Here is a 22,727-nt window from a genome sequence, read left to right as displayed (position 1 = left end):
TTCTCCTCGGGGAGGTTCGTGCAGTCAGGCTGGGCCGACGCCCGCCCAGTCAACAACCGGCTTCAATATTTAGTCAAGCTTCACTATGTTTAGCTAGTGTAAACTTCGCCCGTGCCGAAGGGTGTGTCCAAGAAGGGAGCCGCCGAGGTGCTCGGTGACCGGCTACGCGACCTCCGCAAGGAGCGCGGCCTGACGTTGCGGCAACTGGCCGCGCTCATCGACGTGTCGCCCGGCCTGCTCAGCCAGATCGAGAACGGCACCACCGACCCCAGCCTGACCACGGTGCGCAAGCTCGCCGACGCCTTCGGCACCTCGATGGCCGACCTGTTCACCGAGCCCGACGCGCCGGCCGTGCACGTCAGCAGGCCGGGCGAGCGGCACCGGCTCGGCGCCTCGGGCGGCGGCATCCTGTACGACCGGCTCACCCCCGGCCGCGGCGACCTGGAGGTCCTGCTCGGCCACCTCGACCAGGGCGAGGCGACCTCCGCCGAGCCGTGGGCGCACGCCTCCACCGAGTGCGCCCTGGTCCTGAGCGGCACGGTCACGGTCGAGGTCGGCGGCAGGGACTACCGGCTGGCCACCGGCGAGTCGATCACCTTCGACTCGCGCCTGCCGCACCGCTACCTCAACCGCGACCCCGAGCCGGCCCGGTTCGTGGTGGCGATCACCCCGCCGAACCCGTGAGCGCGGGGAGCGTGGCGCCGCGGTCGTCGCGCACCACCTCCCCGCCCTTCAGCACCAGCCAGATCGAGCGGAGGGCGGAGGTGTCGGCGGCGGGGTCGCCGTCCAGCGCCACCAGGTCGGCGTACTTGCCGGGCTCGATGGAGCCCAGGTCGTCCTGCGCGCCCAGCCAGCGCGCCGGGCCGATCGTGGCGGCCGCCAGCGCGCGCCGGGGCCCCAGTCCCCCGGCCGACATGTGCTCCAGCTCGCGGATCGCCGCAGTGGTGCCCTCGAAGCGCCAGAAGGGCGGCATGTCGCTGCCGAGCATGACGTCCACGCCGGCCTCCAGGGCCAGGCGGAAGCTGTCCATGTGCCGCTCGCCGGCGTCCAGCGAGCGGCGCTGCATCCACTCCGGCACGCCCAGCTCGTCGAAGAACTCCTTGCACCGGGTGACGACGAGGGTGGGCACGTAGGAGCAGCCGCGCTCGGCCATCAGGGCGGCCAGCGGGGCTGTCAGCTCGTAGCCGTGCTCCACGCAGTCCACGCCCAGTTCCACGGCCTCGGCGGTCACCGGGGCCGGGCCGGCGTGCGCGGTGACCTTGCGTCCCCACTCGTGCGCGGTCTCGATCACCGCGGTCAGCTCGCGCCGGGTGACCTGGCGGGTGTCGATGCGCTCGTGCCTGCCGGAGATGCCGCCGGAGATCATCACCTTTATCAGGTCGGCGCCGGCCTTGACCTGGGCGCGCACGCCCTTCCTGAAGCCGGTCGGGCCGTCGCACTCCAGGGCGCCGGAGGAGGCGTGGCCGTGGCCGCCGGTGCAGGTCAGGCCGCGCCCGGCGGTGAAGATCCGGGGGCCGGGCACCAGGCCGGCCTCGATCGAGCCGCGCAGGGCGAAGTCGGCGTGCTCCTTCTCCCCCACGCACCGTATGGTCGTCACCCCGCCCAGCAGGGTGCGCCGGGCGCCGTCGGCCATGTACAGCGCGATCTCGTGGGAGGTCATCCGCTTGATCCGCTCGCCCATCGCGCCGGGCAGCGACAGCGACAGGTGCGTGTGCATGTTGATCAGGCCGGGCGCGAGGCAGGCCCCGCCGAGGTCGATCTCCCGGTACGGCGGCGCGTCCGCCGCGACGCGTGCGGTGACCTCGGCGCGGGGGCCGGCGTCGCGGATGCGGTCGCCCACGATCCACACGGCCGCGTCGGGCACCGGCGCGGGGCGCACCGCGTCCACGATGGTGCAGTTGCGTAGCAGAATTCCGCCAGTCAAGCGCGGCTTCCTCTCATAGGTGCTCATCGGGCGCCCAGACGGCACGCCCGGCGACGGCGACCAGGTCGGGCCGCAGCCCCGGCCACTCCTGCGGAGCCAGGTCCAGCGGGCTGCGCGCCCAGATCGCCAGGTCGGCGGGGGCGCCGGGGACGAGCGTGCCCAGCGCGCCGGAGCCGGTGTAGTGCCCGGCCTCGCGGGTGAACATCGCCAGCGCCTCGCGGGGAGTCAGGGCCTCGTGGCCGCCCAGGCTGCTGCCGTCCCAGGCGCGGCGAGTGACCGCGATCGAGGCCCCGGCGAGCGGCGCGCACGGGTGGGTGTCGGAGCCGCCGGCGAAGCGCAGGCCGAGCGCGGCCATCGTGGCCAGGGGGTTGTTGCGGCCCGCCAGCGGCCCCCACGCCTGGCGCATCTCCCGGGCGTAGGTGTAGGCGAGGGCGGGCTGCACCGAGATCCGGATGTCCAGCTCGGCGCACTCGCGGATGAGGGGGGCGTCGATGAGGAAGGCGTGGGCGATGGAGACCTGCCCCGGGGTGAGGCGCTCGCGCATCGCGCGCACGGCGCGGGTCACCGCCTCGATCGCCCCGGCGCCCATGGCGTGCACGCACAGCGGCCGGCCGCGTTCGGCGCACAGCGACAGCACCGCGCGCAGTTCCTCCTCGCTGTAGCGGGCGCCGGCCCCCGGCTCGCCCTGCTCCTCGCCGGGGCGCATCCACGCGCCGGTGAACTCCCCGTCCAGCAGCAGCTTCACCGCCCAGGGCCGCAGCAGGCCGCCGGCGGCGGGGGGCGGCACGACGGTGGCGCGCACCCGCTCGTACTCCTCCTGGAAGGGACGGCGCCAGTCCAGGCGGTTCATCAGCCACACGCGCTGGGCGATCAGGCCGCGCTCGCCGGCCTGCCGGTACAGCTCCCAGCTCGGCTCGAAGGCGGCGGGCAGCCCGGGATCGACGACGCCGGTCACGCCCATGGCCAGCAGCCGCCGCGACGCCTCGCAGAGGATGCGCAACCGGTGCTCCTGCTCGTGCACCCCGGGGCGGTAGAGGGAGTCGTTGACCACGCGCACCGCCGGGCCGCGCAGCCATCCCGTGGCCGGGTCCCACTCCTCGGCGGAGAATCCGGCCAGCAGCTCGCGCAGCCGCTCGGCCGCCGCGCCGCCGAGCACGCCGTGGTCGGGGCGGCGGTAGAGGAAGACGGGCCGGCCGCCGGCGGCCGCGTCCAGCTCGTCCCCGTGGGGCAGCCGCCGCTCGGCCAGATTGTGCTCGTGCCAGCCGGCGTCGTCGCCGTTGCACCTGATCCACTCGCCGGGCGCGGCCCGCGCCGCGCGGGCGGCGACGGCGTCGAGCACGTCGGCGACGCTGCGCGCGTCGCGGAGCTGGAGGTAGCCGAACTCGTGCGCGACCTTCTCGAAGTGGATGTGGGTGTCGCAGAAGCCGGGCAGGACCGCGCGGCCCCCCAGGTCGGTACGCCGGGTGCCGGGCCCGGCCAGGGCCTCCAGCTCGGCGGTCTCGCCCACGGCCAGCACCCGCCCGTCGCGGATCGCGATGGCGGTCGCCGGGGGCCGCGCGGGATCGAAGGTCTCGATCGCGCCCCCGGTCAGCAGCCAGTCGGCCCGGCCTGCGTCAGAGGGGGTGGAGGGCGGGGTCTCGGGCATGCGAGCCATTACAGACCCGGCCCGAGCGTCTAGTCAAGATGCACAGATGTTTAGCTGGGGTGAATTCCGCTGCTCACAGCGGCCATCCGGCGGTCTTGAAGGCGTTTCATGCAGGTAAAGTTTGCGTTCGTAAAGTGATCTTCGCTGTTGGATGCGGATCGCAAAGCCGGACGGCCTCAACGCCTTCGAACATGCCTTCCAGACGGTGTCCCGTTGGAGAAATGATTGAGACATCAGGGCATTTATCGCGTCTGTCCTAGAGGAAGGCGACACGTGGACAGGACAGATCCCCGCCAGGCGGCGGGCGCCACGGCGACGTTGCGCTCCTCGAATGCCGCGGAGCGCGAGTCGCGGGCAGTGGCCAACGCGGGCGAACCCACGCTGGAGTTCGCCCACGGCCTGCCGTACGAGGCATATGTGCATGCCGGCACCTTGCACTCGCTGCAGCAGACGCTCAGCGACGACGCCGGCGAGATGTCGTTTCTCATGGTCAGCCAGATCATGGAGCTGTACTTCAAGCTGACCTGCTTCGAGCTGCGCGAGGCGCGGCGGCTGCTGCGCCAGGACGAGGTGTGGGACGCGCTCGTCCCGCTCGGCCGCGCCGCGATGACCATCGAGGGGCTCAACGGGGCCTGGCGCGGCCTGCGCTGGATGACCCCGGCCGACTTCAACCGGTTCCGCGACCTGCTGGGCGAGGCGTCCGGCTTCCAGTCGGGAATGTACCGGCGCATGGAGTTCCTGCTCGGGCTGAAGACCGCCTCCCTGGTACGCCCCTTCCAGCGCGACCGCGAGCTGCACGCGGAGCTGCTGCGCGCCCTCGGCGAGCCCAGCCTGTGGGACGAGGTGATCGCCCTGCTGGCCAGGCAGGGTCACGACATCCCGCGCGAGCTGCTGGAGCGCGACTTCTCCGAGGAGCACCGGCCGCACCCGGCGGTCGAGGCCGCGTGGGTGGAGATCTACCGCACCCAGGGCCCCGAGAACCGGTTGCGCCTGCTCGGCGAGGTGCTGACCGAGATCGCCGAGCGCTTCCGCGACTGGCGCTACGAGCACCTCAAGGCGGTCGAGCGCACCATGGGCGCCAAGGCCGGCAGCGGCGGCTCCTCCGGCTCGGCCTGGCTGCGCCGCAGCATGGCCCGGGTGGTCTTCCCCGAGCTGTGGTCCGCGCGGACCCTGATGTGAGCGAAAGGAGGCAGATGATCCCGGACGAGAACGACGCCCTGCGCCGCGACGCGCAGGACCCGGGCCACCGCGAGCTGTTCCGGGTGCCGCCCGCCGACGGCGGCCGGTACGCCGAGACCGCCTACCTGGCCGGCAACTCCCTCGGCCTCCAGCCCCGCGCCACCCGCCAGGAGCTGCTGGAGGACCTGGACGCCTGGGCCCGCCTGGGCGTCGAAGGGCACCTGGAGGCCGAGCGCCCCTGGCTGCCCTACCACGAGCTGCTGACCGCCGACGCGGCGACGCTGGTCGGAGCCCTGCCGGAGGAGACCGTGGTGATGAACTCGCTCACGGTCAACCTGCACCTGCTGATGGTCTCCTTCTACCGGCCGCGCGGGGAACGCACCCGCATCCTCATCGAGGACACCGCGTTCCCCTCCGACAGCTACGCCGTGCGCAGCCAGGCCCGCTTCCACGGCCTGGACCCCGACGAGGCCGTGGTGCGGCTGCGCCCGCGCCCCGGCGAGGACACCCTGCGCACCGAGGACGTCACCGGCTACCTGGAGCGCGAGGGCCACCGGGTCGCCCTGGTCATGCTCGGCGGGGTCAACTACCTCACCGGCGAGCTGATGGACATCCCCGCGATCACCCGCGCGGGCCGCGCGGCCGGCGCCACGGTCGGCTGGGACCTCGCCCACGCGGCCGGGAACGTCCCCCTGCGGCTGCACGAGTGGGACGTGGACTTCGCCGCCTGGTGCTCCTACAAGTACCTCAACTCCGGCCCCGGCGCGCTCGCGGGCGCCTTCGTGCACCAGCGGCACCTGGGCGACACCACGCTGCAGCGGTTCGAGGGCTGGTGGAGCACCGAGCCGGCCACCCGGTTCGAGATGACCCCGGTGTGCCGCCCGCCCGCCAGCGCCGACGCCTGGCAGGTGTCCAACCCGCCGATCTTCGCCATGGGCCCGGTACGCACCTCGCTGCGGCTGTTCGCCGAGAAGGGCATGCCCGCGCTGCGCGAGCGCAGCATCCGCCTGACCGGCTACCTGGAAGGACTGCTGGACGAGGTCGTACGGAACCGGCCGGTCACCGTGATCACCCCGCGCGACCCCGAGCGGCGGGGCTGCCAGCTCTCGCTGCGCCTGGACACCGGAAGCGCCGACGAGCTGGCCAAGCGGCTGCGCCACGAGCACGGCGTGATCGTGGACGCCCGGGAGCCGAACATCGTGCGGGCCGCGCCGGTGCCGCTGTACTCCTCCTACCACGACTGCTGGCGGTTCGCCGACGCGCTCGCGCGCACCGTCGAGGAGAGCCGATGACAGACCACGACGAGGTGGCGGTGGTCGGCGCCGGCCTGGCCGGCTGCCTGCTCGCCTGCTTCCTGGCCCGGCGCGGCCACCGGGTCACCCTCTACGAGCGCCGCCCCGACCCCCGTGGCGGGCAGGCCGAGCGCGGGCGCTCGATCAACCTGGCCCTGTCCGAGCGCGGCCTGGACGCCCTGCGCCGCATCGGCCTGGACAAGCAGGTCATGGCCGACGCGCTGCCGATGCGCGGGCGGGCGATCCACCCGGTCTCCGGGCCGCTGGACTTCCAGCCCTACAGCTCCGACGGCGAGCGCGCGATCAACTCCATCAGCCGCGGCGCGCTGAACAACGCGCTGCTGGACGCGGCCGAGTCGGCGGCGGGCGTACGGGTCGTCTTCGACCACCGCCTGACCGGCCTGGACCCGCGGACCGGCGACATGACGTTCCAGACCCCCGCCGGCGAGGTGAGCGCCCGCGCCGCGGTCGTGCTCGGCGCCGACGGCGCCGGATCGGCCGTGCGCGGCCAGCTCCTCGCCCACGCCGGGCTGCGCGAGAGCCTGGACTTCCTCGACTACGGCTACAAGGAGGTCACGATCCCGCCCCGGGACGGGCAGTTCGCCCTGGACCCGGGCGCGCTGCACATCTGGCCGCGCGGCACCTCCATGATCATCGCACTGCCGAACCCGGACCGCTCGTTCACCTGCACCCTGTTCTGGCCCACCGGCGGCACCGGCAGCTTCGCCTCGCTCAGCAGCCCCACCGCGATCGAGCGCCACTTCCGCGCGCACTACCCCGACCTGCTCGACCTGGCCCCCGGCCTGGTGGAGGACTACCAGCGCAACCCGGTCGGCCTGCTCGGCACCGTGCACTGCTCCCCCTGGCAGAGCGGCGGCAGGGTCGCGCTGATCGGCGACGCCGCGCACGCCATCGTGCCCTTCTACGGCCAGGGCGCCAACTGCGCCTTCGAGGACGTGGTGGAGCTGGACCGGTGCCTGGAGGAGACCGGCGGCTCCTGGACGGCGGCTCTGCCCAGGTACGAGGAGCGGCGCCGCGACAACACCGAGGCCATCGCCCGCATGGCGCTGGCCAACTTCGTGGAGATGCGCGACAAGGTGGCCTCGCCGGTGTTCCGGCTGGGTAAGAAGGTGGAGCACGCCCTGGAGCGCGCACTGCCCGGCCGCTACGTCTCGCGCTATGAGCTGGTGTCGTTCTCCACAGTCCCGTACGCCGAGGTCCAGCGCCGGGTGCGCCGCCAGCACCAGGTGCTCGGCGGGGCCGTGGCCGGCGTCGGCGCCCTGCTGGCCGGCGCGATCGGCACCGCCGTGATGCGCGGAAGGAGACGCCGGTGAGCGCCATGAGCTGGCCCGCCGAGCTGCTGTCCGGGCGCACCCCGGGCGGGCCCGGCCTGCTGCGCAACTTCGTCGGCGGCGAGTTCGTCGCCACCGGCACGACCTTCCCCAAGGTCAGCCCGGTCACCGGCGAGACCCTGTTCGAGGTGGCCGAGGCCGACGCGGGCCTGGTGGACGCCGCCGTCGCCGCCGCCCGCCGCGCCCTGCGCGGCCCGTGGGGACGCATGGGCGAGCAGGAGCGCGCCGCGGTGCTGCGCCGCGTCGCCGAGGAACTGGACCGCCGCTTCGACGACCTGGTCGCCGCCGAGGTCGCCGACACCGGCAAGCCGGTCGCGCAGGCCAGGACGCTGGACATCCCGCGCGGCGCGGCCAACTTCCGCGCCTTCGCCGAGATCGCCGCCACCGCCCCCGCCGAATCCTTCACCACCGTGACCCCCGGCGGCGGGCGGGCGCTGAACTACTCGGTGCGCAAGCCGGTCGGCGTCGTGGCGGTCATCGTGCCGTGGAACCTGCCGCTGCTGCTGCTGACCTGGAAGGTCGCGCCCGCGCTGGCGTGCGGCAACGCCGTGGTGGTCAAGCCCTCGGAGGAGACCCCGTCCTCGGCGACCCTGCTGGCCGAGGTGATGGCGGCGGCCGGGGTGCCGGAGGGGGTGTTCAACCTGGTGCACGGCTTCGGGCCGGGCTCGGCGGGCGAGCACCTGACCCGCCACCCGGGCGTGGACGCGATCACCTTCACCGGCGAGTCGGCCACCGGAAGCGCGATCATGCACGCCGCGGCCGACGGGGTCAAGGCGGTCTCCTTCGAGCTGGGCGGCAAGAACGCCGGGCTGGTGTTCGCCGACGCCGACCTGGAGGCCGCCGTGGCGGGCTCGGCCCGCTCCAGCTTCACCAACGGCGGCCAGGTCTGCCTGTGCACCGAACGGCTGTACGTGCAGCGGCCCGTCTTCGAGGAGTTCGCCGAGCGCCTGGCCAAGCGCGCCGCCGATGCCGCCTTCGGCTGGCCCGCCGATGAGGCCACCGCCACCATGCCGCTGATCTCGCGCGCCCACCGCGAGAAGGTGCTGGGCTACTACGACCTGGCCCGCGCCGAGGGCGCCACCGTACTGGCCGGCGGCGACGCGCCGGTGTTCGGCGACGCCCGCGACGGCGGCGCGTACGTCCGCCAGACCGTGCTGACCGGCCTGGGCCAGGACGCGCGGACCAACCGGGAGGAGATCTTCGGACCCGTGTGCCACATCGCGCCCTTCGACGACGAGGAGGAGGCGTTCGCGCTCGCCAACGACAGCGAGTACGGCCTGGCCGCCACCGTGTGGACCCGCGACGTCGGCCGCGCCCACCGCGCCGGGGCCGGGCTGGACGCCGGCATCGTGTGGGTCAACACCTGGTTCCTGCGCGACCTGCGCACCCCGTTCGGCGGGGTGAAGGCGTCCGGGATCGGCCGCGAGGGCGGAGTGCACTCCCTGGACTTCTACTCGGAGATGACCAACGTGTGCGTGGAGCTGTCATGATCGCGATGACCGCAGAGGAGGTCCGGGAGCTCGCCGCGCGCCTGGACGAGGCCGCGCTCGCCGGCGCGCCCATCCCGCAGGTCGCCAGCCAGGCCGGCATCGACGCCGCCACCGCCTACGCGGTGCAGGAGGCGCTGATCGAGCGGCGGCTGGCCCGGGGCGAGCGCCTGGTGGGGCTGAAGATGGGGCTGACCAGCCGGGCGAAGATGGCCCAGGTCGGCGTGGACGAGGTGATCTGGGGGCGGCTCACCGACGGCATGCGCGTGCCCGACGGCGGCGTCGTGGACCTCGCCGGCTACATCCACCCCCGCGCCGAGCCCGAGATCGCCTTCCTGATGGCCCGCGCCCCCGAGCCCGGCGAGCCGCCCGCCGCCTTCGCCGAGGCGGTGCGCGCGGTCGCCCCGGCCCTGGAGCTGATCGACTCCCGCTACGCCGACTTCCGCTTCCAGCTCGCCGACGTCATCGCCGACAACACCTCCGCGGCCGGGTTCGCGATCGGCTCCTGGCAGCCCGTGCCCCCCGACCTGGAGGACCTGGCCGTCACGCTGGAAGTGAACGGCGAGGTGGCCGAGACCGGCTCCACCGCCGCGATCCTGGGCGACCCGCGCCTGTCGCTGGAGGAGGGCCTGCGCCTGGCGGGCCGCGCCGGGGTGCGGGTGCGCGAGGGCTGGGTGTTCCTGGCCGGGGCCGCGACCGCCGCCGTCCCGCTCACCCCCGGCTCGCGCGTACGCGCCTCGGTCGAACGCCTGGGCAGCGTGACGCTGGGGACCGCGCCGTGAGCGCCGGACAGGCCCGGCTGGTGCCCGGCAAGGCCACCCCGCGCGGCCGGTTCCCGCACGTCAAGATCGCCGGCGGGTTCGCCTTCGTCTCCGGCACCTCCAGCCGCCGCCCCGACAACACCATCGCCGGGGCCCACGCCGACGAGATGGGCACCACCAGCCTGGACATCCGCGAGCAGACCCGGGCCGTGATCGGCAACATCCGCGACATCCTCCACGAGGTCGGCGCCGGCCTGCCCGACATCGTGCAGATCACGACGTACCTGGTGAACATGAATGACTTCGGCGGATACAACGAGGTCTACGCCGAGCACTTCGACGAGAACGGCCCCGCCCGCACCACCGTGGCGGTGCACCAGCTTCCCCACCCCCACCTTCTGATCGAGATGCAGGCCGTGGCCCTGCTGCCGCAAGGAGGAGCGCAGTGAGCGACATCGCCGAGCCGGTGAGCTTTCCCGGCTGGATCGAGGAGAACCGGCACCTGCTCAAGCCGCCGGTGAACAACAAGGAGATGTTCCCCGGCCGGTCGGACTTCATCGTGATGGTGGTCGGCGGGCCCAACCAGCGCACCGACTTCCACGTGGACCCGTACGAGGAGTTCTTCTACCAGGTCAAGGGCAACATGCACGTCAACCTGATGACGCCGGACGGGCCGCGTACGGTGCACATCAAGGAGGGCCAGATGTGGGTGCTGCCCGGCAACACGCCGCACTCGCCGCAGCGCCCCGAGCCCGGCTCCATCGGCATGGTGATCGAGCGCGTCCGCGGCGAGGGCACGCTGGAGAAGTTCCAGTGGTACTGCCAGGAGTGCAACGCCCTGGTGCACGAGGTCGAGCTGCAGGTGCGCGACATCGTGGCCGACCTGCCGCCGGTCTTCCAGGCCTTCTACGGCGACGAGAAGGCCCGCACCTGCCCCGCCTGCGGCGCGCTGCACCCCGGGAAGGGCTGATGCCCGCTCCCGTCGTGGACGTGCACACCCACGTCGTGCCCAAGGGCTGGCCGGACCTCGCCGCCCTGTGCGGCGGCTCCGGCTGGCCCTGGCTGCGGATCGACTCCGAACGCGCAGCGATGATCATGGTGGGCGAGACCGAGTTCCGGCCCGTGAGCACCCAGTGCTGGGACCCGGCCACCCGCATGGCCGACATGGACGCCGACGGCGTGGACGTGCAGGTCGTCTCCCCCACCCCCGTCTTCTTCGGCTACGACCGCCCCGCCGGCCAGGCGGCCAAGGTCGCCCGGATCTTCAACGACCTGACCCTGGAGGTCACCGCCGGCGGCGGCGACCGCCTGGTGCCCTTCTGCCAGGTGCCGCTGCAGGACCCCGACGCCGCCTGCGCCGAGCTGGACCGCTGCCTGGCCAACGGGCACGCCGGGGTCGAGATCGGCAACCACGTCGGCGACCGCGACCTCGACGACGCCGGCGTGGTGGAGTTCCTGACCCACTGCGCCCAGGTGGGCGCCCCGGTCTTCGTGCACCCGTGGGACATGCCCGGCGGGCCGCGGCTGGACCGGTGGATGGCCCGCTGGCTGACCGGCATGCCGGCCGAGACCCACCTGTCGGTCCTGGCGCTCATCCTGGGCGGGGTCCTGGACCGGGTGCCGTCCTCGCTGCGGCTGTGCTTCGCGCACGGCGGCGGCAGCTTCCCCTTCTGGCTCGGCCGCGCCGACAACGCCTGGCACCGCCGCGGCGACCTGGTGCGCGGCCGCTCCCAGCACCCGCCGAGCCACTACGTCGGCCGCTTCTTCGTCGACAGCGTCGTGTTCGACCCGGCGGCGCTGCGGCTGCTGGTGGACACCATGGGCGAGGACCAGGTGATGGTGGGCAGCGACTACCCCTACCCGCTGGGCGAGCGCCCCGCCGGGCGCGTGGTGCGCGAGGCGGGCTTCCTGACCGGCGAGCAGCGCGCCAAGCTGCTGTCGGGCAACGCGCTGCGCTTCCTGGGCCGCGACCCGCTGCCCGCCGCGGCCGTGCTGGAGGAGGTGAGCGGTGAGCGGGCTTGAGGTCCTCGTCCTGACCGGCCCCGGGCTGGCCGCCGACCAGGGGCTGCTGGCGGAGATCACCGCGGCCGAGTGCGAGCGCCTGGGCGTGCCCGGCCGCCTCGCGCGGGCCGATGCCATGTGGGAGGAACTCCAGCACGCCGGGCGGGAGGAGCGCGCCATCGTGGCGCTGCCCGGCCCCGAGCCCGGCACCCGCGCGCTGATGACCCGGCCGGGCCCGCACGCGGCCCGTACCGTCTGGTACGACATCGCGGTCACCGGCCCCGCCGAGACCGCCGCCGGCTCTGTGCACCAGGCCGGGCGCGGCATCTGGGGCCTGGCCTGGGCGATCCGCCACGCCGTGCACCGCCTGCGCCACCCGGCCACCAGGATCGCCTACGGCGCCCTGCCCGAGCAGTGGGCCGAGCTGCGGCTGCCCGCCGATCACGACGGGCCCCCGCTGCCGGTCGCGGTGCTGATCCACGGCGGCTACTGGCGCTCGATCTGGTGCGCCGACCTGATGGACGCCATGGCGATCGACCTGGCCGCGCGCGGCTACGCCGCCTGGAACCTGGAGTACCGCCGCCCCGACCGGCACGGCTGGGCGGCGACCGTCTCCGACGTGGCCGCCGGGGTGGCCGCGGTCAAGGGCGCGGCCGGCGAGCACGGCCTCGACCCGGACCGGGTGGCGGTGCTCGGCCACTCCGCCGGCGGCCAGCTCGCGCTGCGCGCCGCCGCCGACCACCCCGGCATCGCGCTCGCGGTCTCGCTGGCCGGGGTGGTGGACCTGGCCGAGGGCGAGCTGCGCCGGGTCGGCACCGGCGCCGTGCCCGCGGCCCTGGGCGGCACCCGCGCCGAGCTCCCGCACGTGTACACCGCCTCCGACCCGCGGGCCCGCCTCCCGCTGGGGGTGCCGCAGCTCATCGTGCAGGGACGCCAGGACGACCTGGACCTGATCGACTTCAACCGGCGCTATGCCGAGGCGGCGCGGCAGGCCGGCGACGACGTGGTCCACCTGGAGCGGCCGGGCGACCACTTCGCCGTGATCGATCCCGGCGCGCAGATCTGGCACGAGACCGTCGCCGCGATGGACGCCCGGCTGCGTCCGGGAACCTCCGGCTAGCCGCGCTCCGGCCCGGCACGGCCCCCGCCCGTGCCGGGCCCGCGCCTCACGCGTCCCCGCGCCGCATCCGGTAGGCGGCCAGGCCCACGGCGAGCGCGGCGTAGCCGCCCAGCACCGCCACACCGGCCCACGGCGGCAGCGGATAGAACCCGCCCGCGGCCGAGTAGTAGTGGGTGACCTGCGGATACTCCGGAAGGCCCTGCTGGACCGCGAACGCGGCGGCCGGGGTGAGCCGCAGCAGCCAGGCCGAGGCCGTATCGGGCAGGACCGAGGCGGTGGCCAGGGCGTAGGGCAGCACGACCAGCGCGAGCGCGGCGATGACCGCGGCGACGCCGCGCCGCAGCAGCGCGCCCAGGCCCAGGGCCAGCACGGCCGACAGCGCCAGCAGCGCCGCCGTGCCGGCGATGAGGCGCGCCTCGGTGAGCGCGCCGACGGGCAGGATCACGTTGCCGTTGTCCCGCAGGAGCCGCAGGCCGGCCGGGACCGCGGCCGCCGCCCCGGCCAGCCCGGCGGCGAAGACGACCCCGCCGATCACCGTCGCCTTGGCGAGCAGGACCCGGCCGGGCCGCGGCATGGCCGTCAGGGTGGTGCGGATCAGGCCGCGCCGGTACTCGGAGGTGACGAACAGCGCCCCGATCACGATCACCACGACCAGCGCGGGCGTCGTGCCGGTGAGGGTGTTCTGCGCCGTCATGCCCTCCAGGCGCGGTCCGATCTCGCCCACCCCGGTCACGGTGAACGTGCCGCCGGAGCGCGACAGGCCGCCCGCATGGTGCGGGGTGCCGTCGGGCTCGTAGGACACGCCGATGTCGTCCTGCTTCCAGGCGCCGCCGGTGCCCGCGCCCCGCACGCCGACCTGGTCCATGACCGCGGTGACCTCGGTGAAGCGCTCCTCCGTGTTCCCGGCGAGCGCGCCGTGGCCGACGGTCAGATCACCGGGCGAGGCGGCGAACAACCCGATCCGCACCGTACGCGGCAGTCCCTCCAGCCGCGCGGTGCCGACCGTGGTCCACTGCCGGCCGTCGGCGGACTCGTAGCCGGTGACGGTGTCCCCGGAGCGGGCCAGGCGCAGCCAGCGCGGCGCCGCCGCCGACACCCCGCCCGGCCGCCCGGCGACGTCCTCGGTGAAGCCGTGCTGCATCCGCACGCCGTGCGCGCCGGTGACCATGACCGCCGCGTACGGCGCGCCCTGCTCGGCGCTCTCCTTGATCATCAGCCCGGCCTTGGCCCACGGCATGACGCCCGGCACCAGGCCGACGGGGTCGGGCCTGCGGATGCGCCCGCTCATCGAGGTCACGCGGACCGTGATGACCCCGTCGCCGTCGAGGGGCTGGTGGACGAAGTAGAAGCGGTCCTCCACGGCCCTGCCGCCGGGCCCGAGCACGGGGCCGGGGCAGGGCTCCTCCACATCGCCCCGGCCGCAGGTCGCCACGTTGGTGCCGGCGGTGAGCAGCACGACCAGCACGAGCAGCGCCCCGGCCCCTGCGACGGTGACCACCCAGCCGCGCACGCTGCGGAACTTGGTCCACTCCGCGCGCAGCGCCTGGGCGAACCCGTCGCGGCCCCCGCTCACGCGCGAGCGGTACGGCGTCGTCGCGGCGGTCACGACCCGGCCCCCGGCTGCGCCGCCTGGCGGGTCAGCTCCATGTACGCCTCCTCCAGCGTCGCCCGGTGCGCGGCGACCCCGGAGAAGGGCACCTTCCGCCGCCCGAGCAGCGCCGTCACGCGCTCGGCGGCGAGCCCGGCGACGGTCAGGGTGTCGGGCCCGGTCACGGCCACGGTGGCGCCCGCGTGCGCCAGGGCGGTCATCGCCTCCTCCCGCGCGGGCGTGCGCAGTGCCACCCGGCCGCGGGAGGCCGCCTCGACCAGCTCGGCCACCGCGGCGTCGGCCACCACCGCGCCGCGGCCGACCACGATCACATGGCCGGCGGTGTCCTCCAGCTCGCTCATCAGCGGGCTGGAGACCAGCACGGCCCGGCCCTCCCCGGCCAGCTCGCGCAGCAGGCCGCGCAGCCACGCCACGCCGCCGGCGTCCAGGCCGGTGAACGGCTCGTCCAGCAGCAGCACCGGCGGGTCGCCGATCAGCGCGGCGGCCAGGCCGAGCCGTTGCCGCACCGCCGGAGAGTACCGGCCGGCCCTGCGCCGGGCCTTCGCGCCCAGGCCGGCCCGCTCGATCACCTCATCCGCGCGCCGCGCCGGCAGGCCGTGGGAGCGGGCCAGCCACAGCAGGTGGTCGCGGCCGGTACGCCCCGGCTGCAGCGCCCCGGCGTCCAGCAGGGCCCCCACGTGGCACAGCGGCCGGCGAAGGGCCCGGTAGGGCCGCCCGCCGACCAGCGCGCGCCCTTCGTCGGGGACGTCCAGGCCCAGGATCACCCGCATCGCGGTGGACTTCCCCGCTCCGCCGGGCCCGACGAGGCCGGTCACCCGCCCCGGCGTCACGGTGAAGGACATCCCGTCCAGCGCCGTGACCTGCCCGAACCGCTTGCGCAGCCCGGTGACTTCGATGGTCGCTTCCATACGACGGCACACTAGGCACCGGCCGGGCCCCGGTCGTCATGCCCGCGAGCCATCTTCGCCCTCCCGGGCGCGAGGGACGTCCCGTCCCTCCTGCGAGGGATGCCGGATCGCGGCTGACCGGGGACAATGGCGTCTTGTGCGCGGCATGACGGGATGGGCCGGATGGGGGCGGTGGCGGGCCGCGGCCCCGTACACGCCGTTCCTGGCGGCGGCGGTGCTGGCGGTGGCGGCGCTGGCCGAGTCGCTGGCCGGGTCGCTGGGCACGGCCCACGCCGCGCGCTTCGACCACACCGTGAGCAGGCCCGCGCCCGGGATGACCGGCCTGCCACCGGGTGTCCCGCACCCGGTCGCACCGCCGCCGCCCACGGGCCGCGACGCCGCGCTGCTGCTGGTGATCCTCCCCCTGGTGGCCCTGGCCACCACCGTGCCGATCGCCCTGGTGCGGGCGCAGCCGCTCGCGGCCGGGGTGCTGGTCACCGCCGCGATCGGCCTGTCGCTGGCGGCCTTCCAGATCCTGACCGTCGCGGGCGCGGCGGCGCAGCCGATCGCCGGCTACCACCTGGGCGCCCGCGGCTCGCCGCGCGCCGCCCTGCTGCTGGCCGCGCCGTTCCCGGTGCTGGCCCTGGCCCGCCCGTCCCCGCTGATCGTGGCGCTGGCCTGCCTGGCGCCCGCGGCGGCCCTGGCCGGGATCGCGCACCGGGCGCGCGGCGAGGCGCGGGCGAACGGCGCGGCCGGCCGGGCCGCCGCCGACACGCTGCTGGAGCACGCCGCCCGGGGCGAGCGGGCCCGTATCGCCCGCGAGCTGCACGACGTGGTGGCCCACCACATCTCCATGGTCGCGGTGCAGGCCGAGACCGCCCGGCTGACCACGCCCGGCATGCCGCAGGCCGGGGCCGAGCGGTTGTCGGCGATCGGCGACACCGCGCGCGCCGCGCTGACCGAGATGCGCCGCCTGCTGGGCGTGTTGCGCGAGGACACCGGCGGCGAGGCGTCGCCCGCGGCCCGCCGTCCCCAGCCGGGGCTGCGCCTGGCCGAGCTGAACGAGCTGCTGGACGAGGCGCGTGCGGCGTCCGGCACGGCCGTGCGCCTCATCCTGTGCGGCGCGCCCGCCGAGCTGGACCCCGGCGTCGAGCTCGCGGCGTACCGGATCGTGCAGGAGGCGCTGACCAACGCCCGCCGCCACGCCCCCGGCGCCGCGGTGGACGTGGAGCTGCACTACACCGGAGAGGATCTGCGGGTGTCGATCCGCGACAACGGCCCGGGCCCCGCCGCCCGGCCCGGCCCCGGTGGCCACGGCCTGGCGGGCATGCGCGAGCGCGCCTGCGCCGTGGGCGGCGAGCTGACCACCGGCCCCGCCCCCGGCGGGGGCTTCCTGGTCCAGGCCCACCTGCCCGCCGGCGACGAGGCGGCCGGATGAGCGGCCCGGCCCCGGCGGTCCGGATCGTCGTCGCCGACGACCACCAGATCGTGCGCACCGGCTTCGCCGAACTGCTGGCCACCCAGCCCGACTTCGAGGTCGTCGCCACCGCCGGCGACGGCGGCGAGGCGGTGCGGGCCTGCCGCGAGCTGTCGCCCGACGTGGTCCACACCGGCGCGCTAGGCGTGATCATGGGGCTGACCTGCGGTTTTATACCTAAGCGGCGGCGTTTTCGTCGTCTTGGCCCGTGGCTGGCCCGTGGATTTCCAGCGTGTTTACGCTGGTCAGAGCCTTGATCGAGGAGCCGGAGGAGCGGCCCCACACCGCGTCCATCTTGGCGTTGGCGGCATCCCGCCCGTTATCGACCCAGTGAGCGTACGTGCTCAGCAGAACCCGGATGCTGTGCCCCATCCGCTTGGCGATCTCGGCAGGGTCCAGGCCCGCCTGAAGCTGAAGCGAGGCGTTGGCATGCCGCAGGTCATAGGGCCGCTTGGCCACCGGGGACGCCGCCTCAGCCTGCGTGAGCGCCAGCTTGCGCGCTCTGCGCCACACTCGCCGGTACTGACGATCCCCGATGATGGCCTGATCGGGGCCATCGTAGAAAAGCCGCCCGTCCTTGGCCGGGGGGAAGGTGGTGATGTGCTCACGCAGGATGCGCACCAGCACCGCAGGGATAGGGACGATGCGCACCGCCTTGACCGAACGGTGCTTGAGCCCCCGCTGATCTTGAAGCGTGCCGCCATCGGTCCACAGTTCTCCCGCCTCAGTGGCCGACCCGGTCAGGGTGAGCGTGCCCCATCCCAGCTCCGGGAGCTCGCAGTTCGTCACCCGCAGCGCCTTGACCTCCCCCGGACGCATCCCGGCGTAGAACATGCAGGCGAAGAACGCATACAGGTGCGGACCCCGGTTGGGAGCCGAGCGGTAGTCGGGCAGGGTGCGCACCTGATCAAGGATGCGCGTCGCCTGATCAACGCTTGGCACCTCAACCGGGCTGACCTCACAATCGGCGAAGCGGCGACGCTGTAGCCGGATCGCGGTCAGCGGGTTGGTAGCGATGATCTTCCGGGTGACCGCGTAGGCCAACGCCGCGTGCAGGGTCGAGCGGCGGTTACCGATCGTGGACAGCGCGGCAGGCTTGCCGTTGACGAGCTTGGTCAACTTGGCCAGCGCGTCCTTGACGTGTTCGGCATCCCCCAGCGTGACCACCGGGCGGGTATGCGCGGCCAGCCACGCCAGCGCCGAGGCGATCGGTTCCGGGGGAGTCTCGGCACGGCCAGGCCGGAAGGCCCACTTGGTCAGCGCTTCCCGAAGGATCTTGTCATCCGGGCGGGTACGGCGCGCTTTGGCCGACTCATCCAGCATGCACAAGAGCGTGATCTCTGCCAGGCGTTCGGCACGGGAGCGACGCGAGTTCGGGGCCAGGTGATCCCATTCGGCCTGCGCCCACTTCACGCAGTGGCTGAACCAGTCCGCTTGCGCGCGCCCCCACGAGGCAGGCTCCCCGGTGGCGTGGTCCCACTCTGTCGCCGGGTCCTTGGCCGCCCGTAGCAGCTTGGCCTGGTGAGCCTGCGCCAGTGCCTTTGTGGTGAAGCTGAGAGAGTGTGCCGTGGTGCCCACCCGCCAGCGCAGTTCATAGGGCCGCTTCCGGCCCGCCCGGTGCCGGATCTTCCAGAACTGAACATCGACCCTGCCCGCGTTGTCTTCCACCGAAGACCCCTTTCGTCGCCTATTCTGCTTGCCTTTCCTGCATCCATTCTAATAAATCCGAGCGCCTTATACGACGCTCCCCGTTAGGTAGCCGGATCGATTTCGGACCTTGCCCCGTGTTCATCCACTTATAGAAAGTCGATCTAGGAACTCGCAGGTAGGCCCGCACTTCCGCCACCGTCATGAATTCGTCACCACACATCACACACCCCCTTTCCTTGAAAGTCGAAAACGGCTCATGAAACCGCAACAGCGTGACCGGAAGAAGCGCGCCCGCCCACGGGAAAAGGCCCCCAGGTGCGGCCAGGTGACCACTACACGCGCCCCTGACCACACCCGGCACCCACAGGCCCCCCAGCCATCAGCGCAACCAAGATCATTCCCTGCGCGTACGGCGTCGGCCCGCCCACCCACCCAGGGGTCAGCGGTGGCCGGCGTCCGCACATAACCGCAGGTCAGAGCACCTTCAAGGGCATTGGTGGAGCCTTCGGCACGCCCTTTTTCCCGGCGACCCTCACCGCGCATCCCGGCCACCGACCCGCACCCCACGCCCCCTACTCGCCCGCACTCTCGCCCGCGCCCGCGTCCGCGTCATCCGGGTTGGTGCGCTGCTCCTTCTTCCGGGCGATGGCCCGCGCGGTCTCCACCCGCTCCCGGATCTGCTCGGCCATAATCGCCTCACCCAGCGAGTACCCCACCCCGGCGAACCGCCAATGGCCGACCACCACTGTGGAATCCTCATCCAGTGCGGGCAGCCCGTCCCGCTCCCGCGCCTGCTGACGGCGATACCGCGCCCGCGCCTCCCGCAGTTCGCCCAGGGTCACCGCATACCGGCGGCTCTTGGTCGAGAAATGGCCCCGGAAGCCCAGCATGTGCGCCCACAGCCGCAGCCGCAGGTGCGCGAACTCCTCCCGCGCCCCCAGCTCCCAGCACATGCGGATCATCGCCCGCGCATGATCGGTCACCGGCAGCTCATCCAGCAACAGACCCGGTTTCAGCCCGGTCCCCCGGCACCGCGCGCACCGAGCCCGAGACACCGACAGCGCCCGCCCTGATCCGTTGCAGCGACGGCACGCGATCCGGTGATCAACCCCCGCCGTCCCGTCCGAGCCCTTGATCGCGTACTTGGCGATGTAGGCCGCAACCCCTTCCTCGCTCACCCCTTCCAGATCCGCGCCCAGCAGAATCGGCCGCACGTCGAGCTGATCACCCCACGCCAGCCGCCACCGCCCTACCTCGCTGTCCGGTGTCATCACCTCCACCCGCGCCGCCGCAGCAGGCACCGCCCGCATCAACATCCCGGCATCGAACCCGTCCGGGGGAGGCTCATGCGGTCCGTCCGGCCCGTCCAGGCGGATCACGGCGTGAAAGTGCACCAGGCCGCGCCGCTGATACTCGGCAACCTTGGCGAAGGACACCCGCGCCCAGGTCGCGTACTCCCGCTGTGCCATCCCCGCCTGTGAGGCCAGCTCCCGCCGCAACGCCACCATGAACCGCTGCCACAGCACGCCCGCGTGTGCCTGCCACAGCACCGCCCCGGCGTAGTCGTAGCACTCCCCGCACAGCGGTTGCCCCAGCCGCTCATCCCCCACCTCATGGACCAGCCCGCACCCGAGCGGACGCCCATGCGCGCAGACCCGCCCCGCCCTGTACCCGCGACAGGCCACCAGCCGCCCGGCCACCTCCCGCCGCGTGTGCACCGCCCCGAACGACGGAGCCGTCAACGTCACGAACACCCGAGGATGCCCGCTCACCTCTTCCGGCAGGCCCTTGCCCCCCGACAGCCCCGCCTTGATCAACTGGTAGGTGTCGGCCTGGTAGATCCGCGCGCACGGCGCACACACCGACTCCCGCCGGTTGCCGCACGCCATCAGCAGCACCCCGCCCGGTTCCTCGCTCGTGGTGTACTCGCCCACCACCTCACCGGTCCCGGTGTGCACCACCAGGGACGCGCCGCTCAGGTGCACCGGGTGCTGACATCCGCCGATCGCGGCCACCATCTCCCGCCACCGGCCGTATCCGGGATCGCTGATCAGACGGCCCAGGTCCCACATCCACGCCGGATACCCGCCGTCAGCGCCGCCGTTGCCGTTGCCGTCCGCAGCGTGCGGAGTGGCGTTGCCGTTGCTCTCGCTCATGCTGGTCTCCCTCTGGCCGCCTAGACGGCCCTCAAGACGTGCTACGTGTTGGCTAGACAACGTTCTCCCAGACGTGCTACATGTTGTCAAGAGCAAACGAGGAACGAGCAACCTCGCAGCGAATCAGGAGGCCACCATGACCCACCCCGCACCACACGGCAACGGCCAGACCCCCGACGCCCGAGCCGACAAGACCTCACGCTGGCGCGAGATCACCGACTACCTACGCTCCGACCTGCTCAACGGCCACTACCAGCCCGGCCAGGCCCTCCCCGGCGAATCCGCACTCGCCACCCAATACGCCACCTCACGCCCCACCATCCGCAAGGCCATCGCCCAACTCGTCAGCGAGGGGTTGCTGAACGTGGCCCACGGCCGGGGAACCTTCGTCCGCCCCCGCCCCGAGCGCCGTCTCATCCTCACCGGCCACACCCCGGCCGACCTGCTCAGCCCCAACTACGACCCCACCGCCCAGCAGTGGGAACTCATCCGCCCCGCCAATGACGACCCCATCAGCGACCGCCTCTACGCCAAGCCCTTGCCCATGACCGCCAACGCCACCAGCGCCCAGGCACTCGGCATCCGGCCCGGCCGCAGCATCATCTACCGCTTCGCGTTCTGGCGGCACATCCCCACCCGCGCAGTCATCGCCGTCAGCTCAGAGGTCATCGCCGATCTGGTCGGCACCGACCACGGCCCCAAGGCCACCGACGAGCGCATCCCCGACATCGACACCCACATCCAGCCCACCGACTACTACACCCACCTTGAGCGCACCCACGGCCCCCTACGCTGGATCACCGCCACGCACGCCCGCATGCCCTACGCCCACCAAGCCGAACACCTCGACATCGCCCCCAGCGGAACCCCGGTCCTCATCATCCGCCGAACCATGCTCAGCCGAGACGGCCGCCCGCTGGAGTACACCGACATCGAAGCCCCGGCCGACCGCTTCGAAGTCGCGACGACCACCGGCACCGGCCATGATGATGATCTTGCCGGTCTGATCGCCCTGCGTGTCTGACGCCCAGAAGCCGCACACCGCCCCCCGCGCACCGGTGCAACACGGAGCAATCGCGGCGGCACGCTGCGTAGCAGTCGATCTCGGTCGCTTGCTACCCTTCCACACACGCCACAAGGTCCCCCCGATGATCACCGATTCACCGGGGGGACTCATGCAATCGCCCACGTGCCCGAACCCGCACATCGCCGTCTGGCTTCACGAGCTGCTCACCCTTGCCGGAGTGCCCCCCTACGAACCCGCACCACCCGACACGGCTCACCCCGACTCACCCCCGGTACGGCCACACTGCCCCATGCGCAGCCACCACGACCCCCAGCCCTGATCATGCCGATCACGACGATCTACCTCCATGGCATGCCCAACGCGTTCAAATCTTCTTTACTGGATCAAGGCGGCAGCGCTCCGCGCCGCCGCACGGCGGGGAGACGCCCGCACGAACCGGATCGGCCAGCGGCCGGGCATGCGGCCTGGGGGCCGGTCCCGCCCGCGCCGCCCGGCCCGCACGGGCGCAACCCCGCCGCCCGCCAACCGGACCCGCCGCCGACCCAGCCCCACCCGCCGACCATGGACGCGCCGCCGCCCCACATGATCATTCTCAATGCGCTGTCACTCCAAGGCCCCCGCGTTATCCTGACGTCATACCGACGCGAAGGGTGATCATGGAGCGCGACCACGATGTCACCGGGTGGACCTTCCTCACCCGTCACGCCCGCGCCCTGATCCTGATCCACCGCGATCCGCACATCCGCATCCGTGATCTCGCCGCCGCCATGGGCACCACCGAGCGCACCGCCCACGCCATCGTGACCGACCTCGCCGCAGACGGCTACCTCACCCGCCTGCCCACCGGACGGCGCATCACATACGTGATCGACCCCACCAAGAGCCTGCGCTACCCCCCAGCCGCCCCGCTCCCCATCAGCGCCCTGCTGGATGCGTTCACCACCACGGCACCCCAAGCCATCACTCCGGCCGCGAACCCGAGCACGCCCTAGACGACGGCCCACCTTCCGGGCAGGATGCAACACGCCGCGACGGCCGTTCTTCCCCTGCAATAGCGCCGTCGTGCCCTTCCGGTGGCGCCGGCTGAACTGCTTCGCAGCCCTACGGGTGGACCTTCGGCCCATTCAGCCGGCCCCACCTCCCCGCCGCACACCAACCAT

21 protein-coding genes are annotated in these 22,727 nt (G+C 73.3%); 14 read left to right on the top strand and 7 right to left on the bottom strand.

Annotated elements, in window-relative coordinates; genetic code table 11:
* The first annotated feature begins 111 nt into the window (after positions 1-111).
* On the top strand, positions 112-684 hold the full coding sequence (locus HNP84_RS56345; RefSeq protein ID WP_221337044.1) for a helix-turn-helix domain-containing protein: 573 nt from the start codon (positions 112-114) through the stop codon (positions 682-684).
* On the opposite strand, the gene HNP84_RS32480 is transcribed toward HNP84_RS56345, so the two are convergent.
* Both HNP84_RS32480 and HNP84_RS32475 read right to left on the bottom strand, forming a co-directional pair.
* Positions 665-1,924: an amidohydrolase family protein gene (locus HNP84_RS32480; RefSeq protein WP_221337043.1), complete on the bottom strand. Its 1,260-nt coding sequence runs from the start codon at positions 1,922-1,924 to the stop codon at positions 665-667. The genes HNP84_RS56345 and HNP84_RS32480 overlap by 20 nt on opposite strands.
* Positions 1,925-1,937: 13 nt before the next feature.
* A complete protein-coding gene (locus HNP84_RS32475) occupies positions 1,938-3,569 on the bottom strand; it encodes an amidohydrolase (RefSeq protein ID WP_185053775.1) in 1,632 nt (543 codons plus the stop codon).
* Between the two features lie 273 nt (positions 3,570-3,842).
* On the opposite strand from HNP84_RS32475, the gene HNP84_RS32470 reads away from it, so the two are divergent.
* The 9 genes from HNP84_RS32470 to HNP84_RS53775 are packed head-to-tail and all read left to right on the top strand — an operon-like array spanning position 3,843 to position 12,761.
* A complete protein-coding gene (locus tag HNP84_RS32470; RefSeq protein WP_185053774.1) occupies positions 3,843-4,748 on the top strand; it encodes a tryptophan 2,3-dioxygenase in 906 nt (301 codons plus the stop codon).
* A 14-nt stretch (positions 4,749-4,762) separates the two neighbouring features.
* The gene (kynU, locus tag HNP84_RS32465) at positions 4,763-6,040 is read left to right on the top strand and encodes a kynureninase (RefSeq protein ID WP_185053773.1); all 1,278 of its coding nucleotides are present in this window, start codon (positions 4,763-4,765) and stop codon (positions 6,038-6,040) included.
* Complete coding sequence (locus HNP84_RS32460; protein WP_185053772.1) at positions 6,037-7,374, top strand: FAD-dependent oxidoreductase; 1,338 nt, start codon at positions 6,037-6,039, stop codon at positions 7,372-7,374. Before kynU ends, HNP84_RS32460 begins: the two co-directional genes overlap by 4 nt.
* Before the next feature lie 5 nt (positions 7,375-7,379).
* Positions 7,380-8,882 (top strand): 2-hydroxymuconic semialdehyde dehydrogenase, encoded by a 1,503-nt coding sequence (locus HNP84_RS32455; RefSeq protein ID WP_221337081.1) that lies wholly within the window; start codon positions 7,380-7,382, stop codon positions 8,880-8,882.
* The gene (locus HNP84_RS32450) at positions 8,879-9,661 is read left to right on the top strand and encodes a 2-keto-4-pentenoate hydratase (protein WP_246519021.1); all 783 of its coding nucleotides are present in this window, start codon (positions 8,879-8,881) and stop codon (positions 9,659-9,661) included. Before HNP84_RS32455 ends, HNP84_RS32450 begins: the two co-directional genes overlap by 4 nt.
* Positions 9,658-10,089 (top strand): RidA family protein, encoded by a 432-nt coding sequence (locus HNP84_RS32445; RefSeq protein ID WP_185053771.1) that lies wholly within the window; start codon positions 9,658-9,660, stop codon positions 10,087-10,089. Before HNP84_RS32450 ends, HNP84_RS32445 begins: the two co-directional genes overlap by 4 nt.
* Complete coding sequence (locus HNP84_RS32440) at positions 10,086-10,610, top strand: 3-hydroxyanthranilate 3,4-dioxygenase (RefSeq protein WP_185053770.1); 525 nt, start codon at positions 10,086-10,088, stop codon at positions 10,608-10,610. Before HNP84_RS32445 ends, HNP84_RS32440 begins: the two co-directional genes overlap by 4 nt.
* Positions 10,610-11,662, top strand: coding sequence for an amidohydrolase family protein (locus HNP84_RS32435; RefSeq protein WP_185053769.1), 1,053 nt, complete (start codon positions 10,610-10,612; stop codon positions 11,660-11,662). The genes HNP84_RS32440 and HNP84_RS32435 overlap by 1 nt, the downstream gene beginning before the upstream one ends.
* Positions 11,649-12,761 carry an alpha/beta hydrolase gene (locus HNP84_RS53775; protein ID WP_185053768.1) on the top strand — a complete coding sequence of 371 codons (1,113 nt, stop codon included), beginning with the start codon at positions 11,649-11,651 and terminating at the stop codon, positions 12,759-12,761. The genes HNP84_RS32435 and HNP84_RS53775 overlap by 14 nt, the downstream gene beginning before the upstream one ends.
* Positions 12,762-12,807: 46 nt before the next feature.
* Here HNP84_RS53775 and HNP84_RS32425 read toward each other — a convergent pair whose 3' ends face one another.
* Positions 12,808-14,367 (bottom strand): DUF1349 domain-containing protein, encoded by a 1,560-nt coding sequence (locus tag HNP84_RS32425; RefSeq protein ID WP_185053767.1) that lies wholly within the window; start codon positions 14,365-14,367, stop codon positions 12,808-12,810.
* On the bottom strand, positions 14,364-15,278 hold the full coding sequence (locus HNP84_RS32420) for an ABC transporter ATP-binding protein (protein ID WP_185053766.1): 915 nt from the start codon (positions 15,276-15,278) through the stop codon (positions 14,364-14,366). The genes HNP84_RS32425 and HNP84_RS32420 overlap by 4 nt, the downstream gene beginning before the upstream one ends.
* Before the next feature lie 145 nt (positions 15,279-15,423).
* Here HNP84_RS32420 and HNP84_RS32415 point away from each other — a divergent pair, with 145 nt between their 5' ends.
* Together HNP84_RS32415 and HNP84_RS51445 are read left to right on the top strand one after the other, a co-directional pair.
* The gene (locus HNP84_RS32415; RefSeq protein WP_221337042.1) at positions 15,424-16,695 is read left to right on the top strand and encodes a sensor histidine kinase; all 1,272 of its coding nucleotides are present in this window, start codon (positions 15,424-15,426) and stop codon (positions 16,693-16,695) included.
* Positions 16,692-16,991, top strand: a complete 300-nt coding sequence (locus HNP84_RS51445) for a response regulator (RefSeq protein WP_221337041.1) — start codon at positions 16,692-16,694, stop codon at positions 16,989-16,991. The genes HNP84_RS32415 and HNP84_RS51445 overlap by 4 nt, the downstream gene beginning before the upstream one ends.
* Here the strand turns inward: HNP84_RS51445 and HNP84_RS32405 are convergent.
* The 3 genes from HNP84_RS32405 to HNP84_RS32395 all read right to left on the bottom strand — a co-directional run bounded on the left by HNP84_RS32405 (position 16,912) and on the right by HNP84_RS32395 (position 20,456).
* Positions 16,912-18,402: a tyrosine-type recombinase/integrase gene (locus HNP84_RS32405; RefSeq protein ID WP_185053765.1), complete on the bottom strand. Its 1,491-nt coding sequence runs from the start codon at positions 18,400-18,402 to the stop codon at positions 16,912-16,914. The genes HNP84_RS51445 and HNP84_RS32405 overlap by 80 nt on opposite strands.
* Positions 18,403-18,421: 19 nt before the next feature.
* Complete coding sequence (locus tag HNP84_RS32400; RefSeq protein WP_246519020.1) at positions 18,422-18,586, bottom strand: helix-turn-helix transcriptional regulator; 165 nt, start codon at positions 18,584-18,586, stop codon at positions 18,422-18,424.
* Positions 18,587-18,956: 370 nt separating this feature from the next.
* Positions 18,957-20,456 carry a replication initiator gene (locus tag HNP84_RS32395; RefSeq protein WP_185054073.1) on the bottom strand — a complete coding sequence of 500 codons (1,500 nt, stop codon included), beginning with the start codon at positions 20,454-20,456 and terminating at the stop codon, positions 18,957-18,959.
* A 220-nt stretch (positions 20,457-20,676) separates the two neighbouring features.
* On the opposite strand from HNP84_RS32395, the gene HNP84_RS32390 reads away from it, so the two are divergent.
* The gene (locus HNP84_RS32390) at positions 20,677-21,564 is read left to right on the top strand and encodes a GntR family transcriptional regulator (protein WP_185053764.1); all 888 of its coding nucleotides are present in this window, start codon (positions 20,677-20,679) and stop codon (positions 21,562-21,564) included.
* Between the two features lie 659 nt (positions 21,565-22,223).
* Positions 22,224-22,559, top strand: a complete 336-nt coding sequence (locus tag HNP84_RS32385) for a MarR family transcriptional regulator (protein WP_185053763.1) — start codon at positions 22,224-22,226, stop codon at positions 22,557-22,559.
* Positions 22,560-22,727: the final 168 nt, after the last annotated feature.

It is taken from the genome of Thermocatellispora tengchongensis (genome assembly GCF_014202315.1).
GTDB classification, from domain to species: domain Bacteria; phylum Actinomycetota; class Actinomycetes; order Streptosporangiales; family Streptosporangiaceae; genus Thermocatellispora; species Thermocatellispora tengchongensis.
Note: the sequence above shows the minus strand (reverse complement) of the source record. Positions and strands in the feature narration are given on the sequence as shown.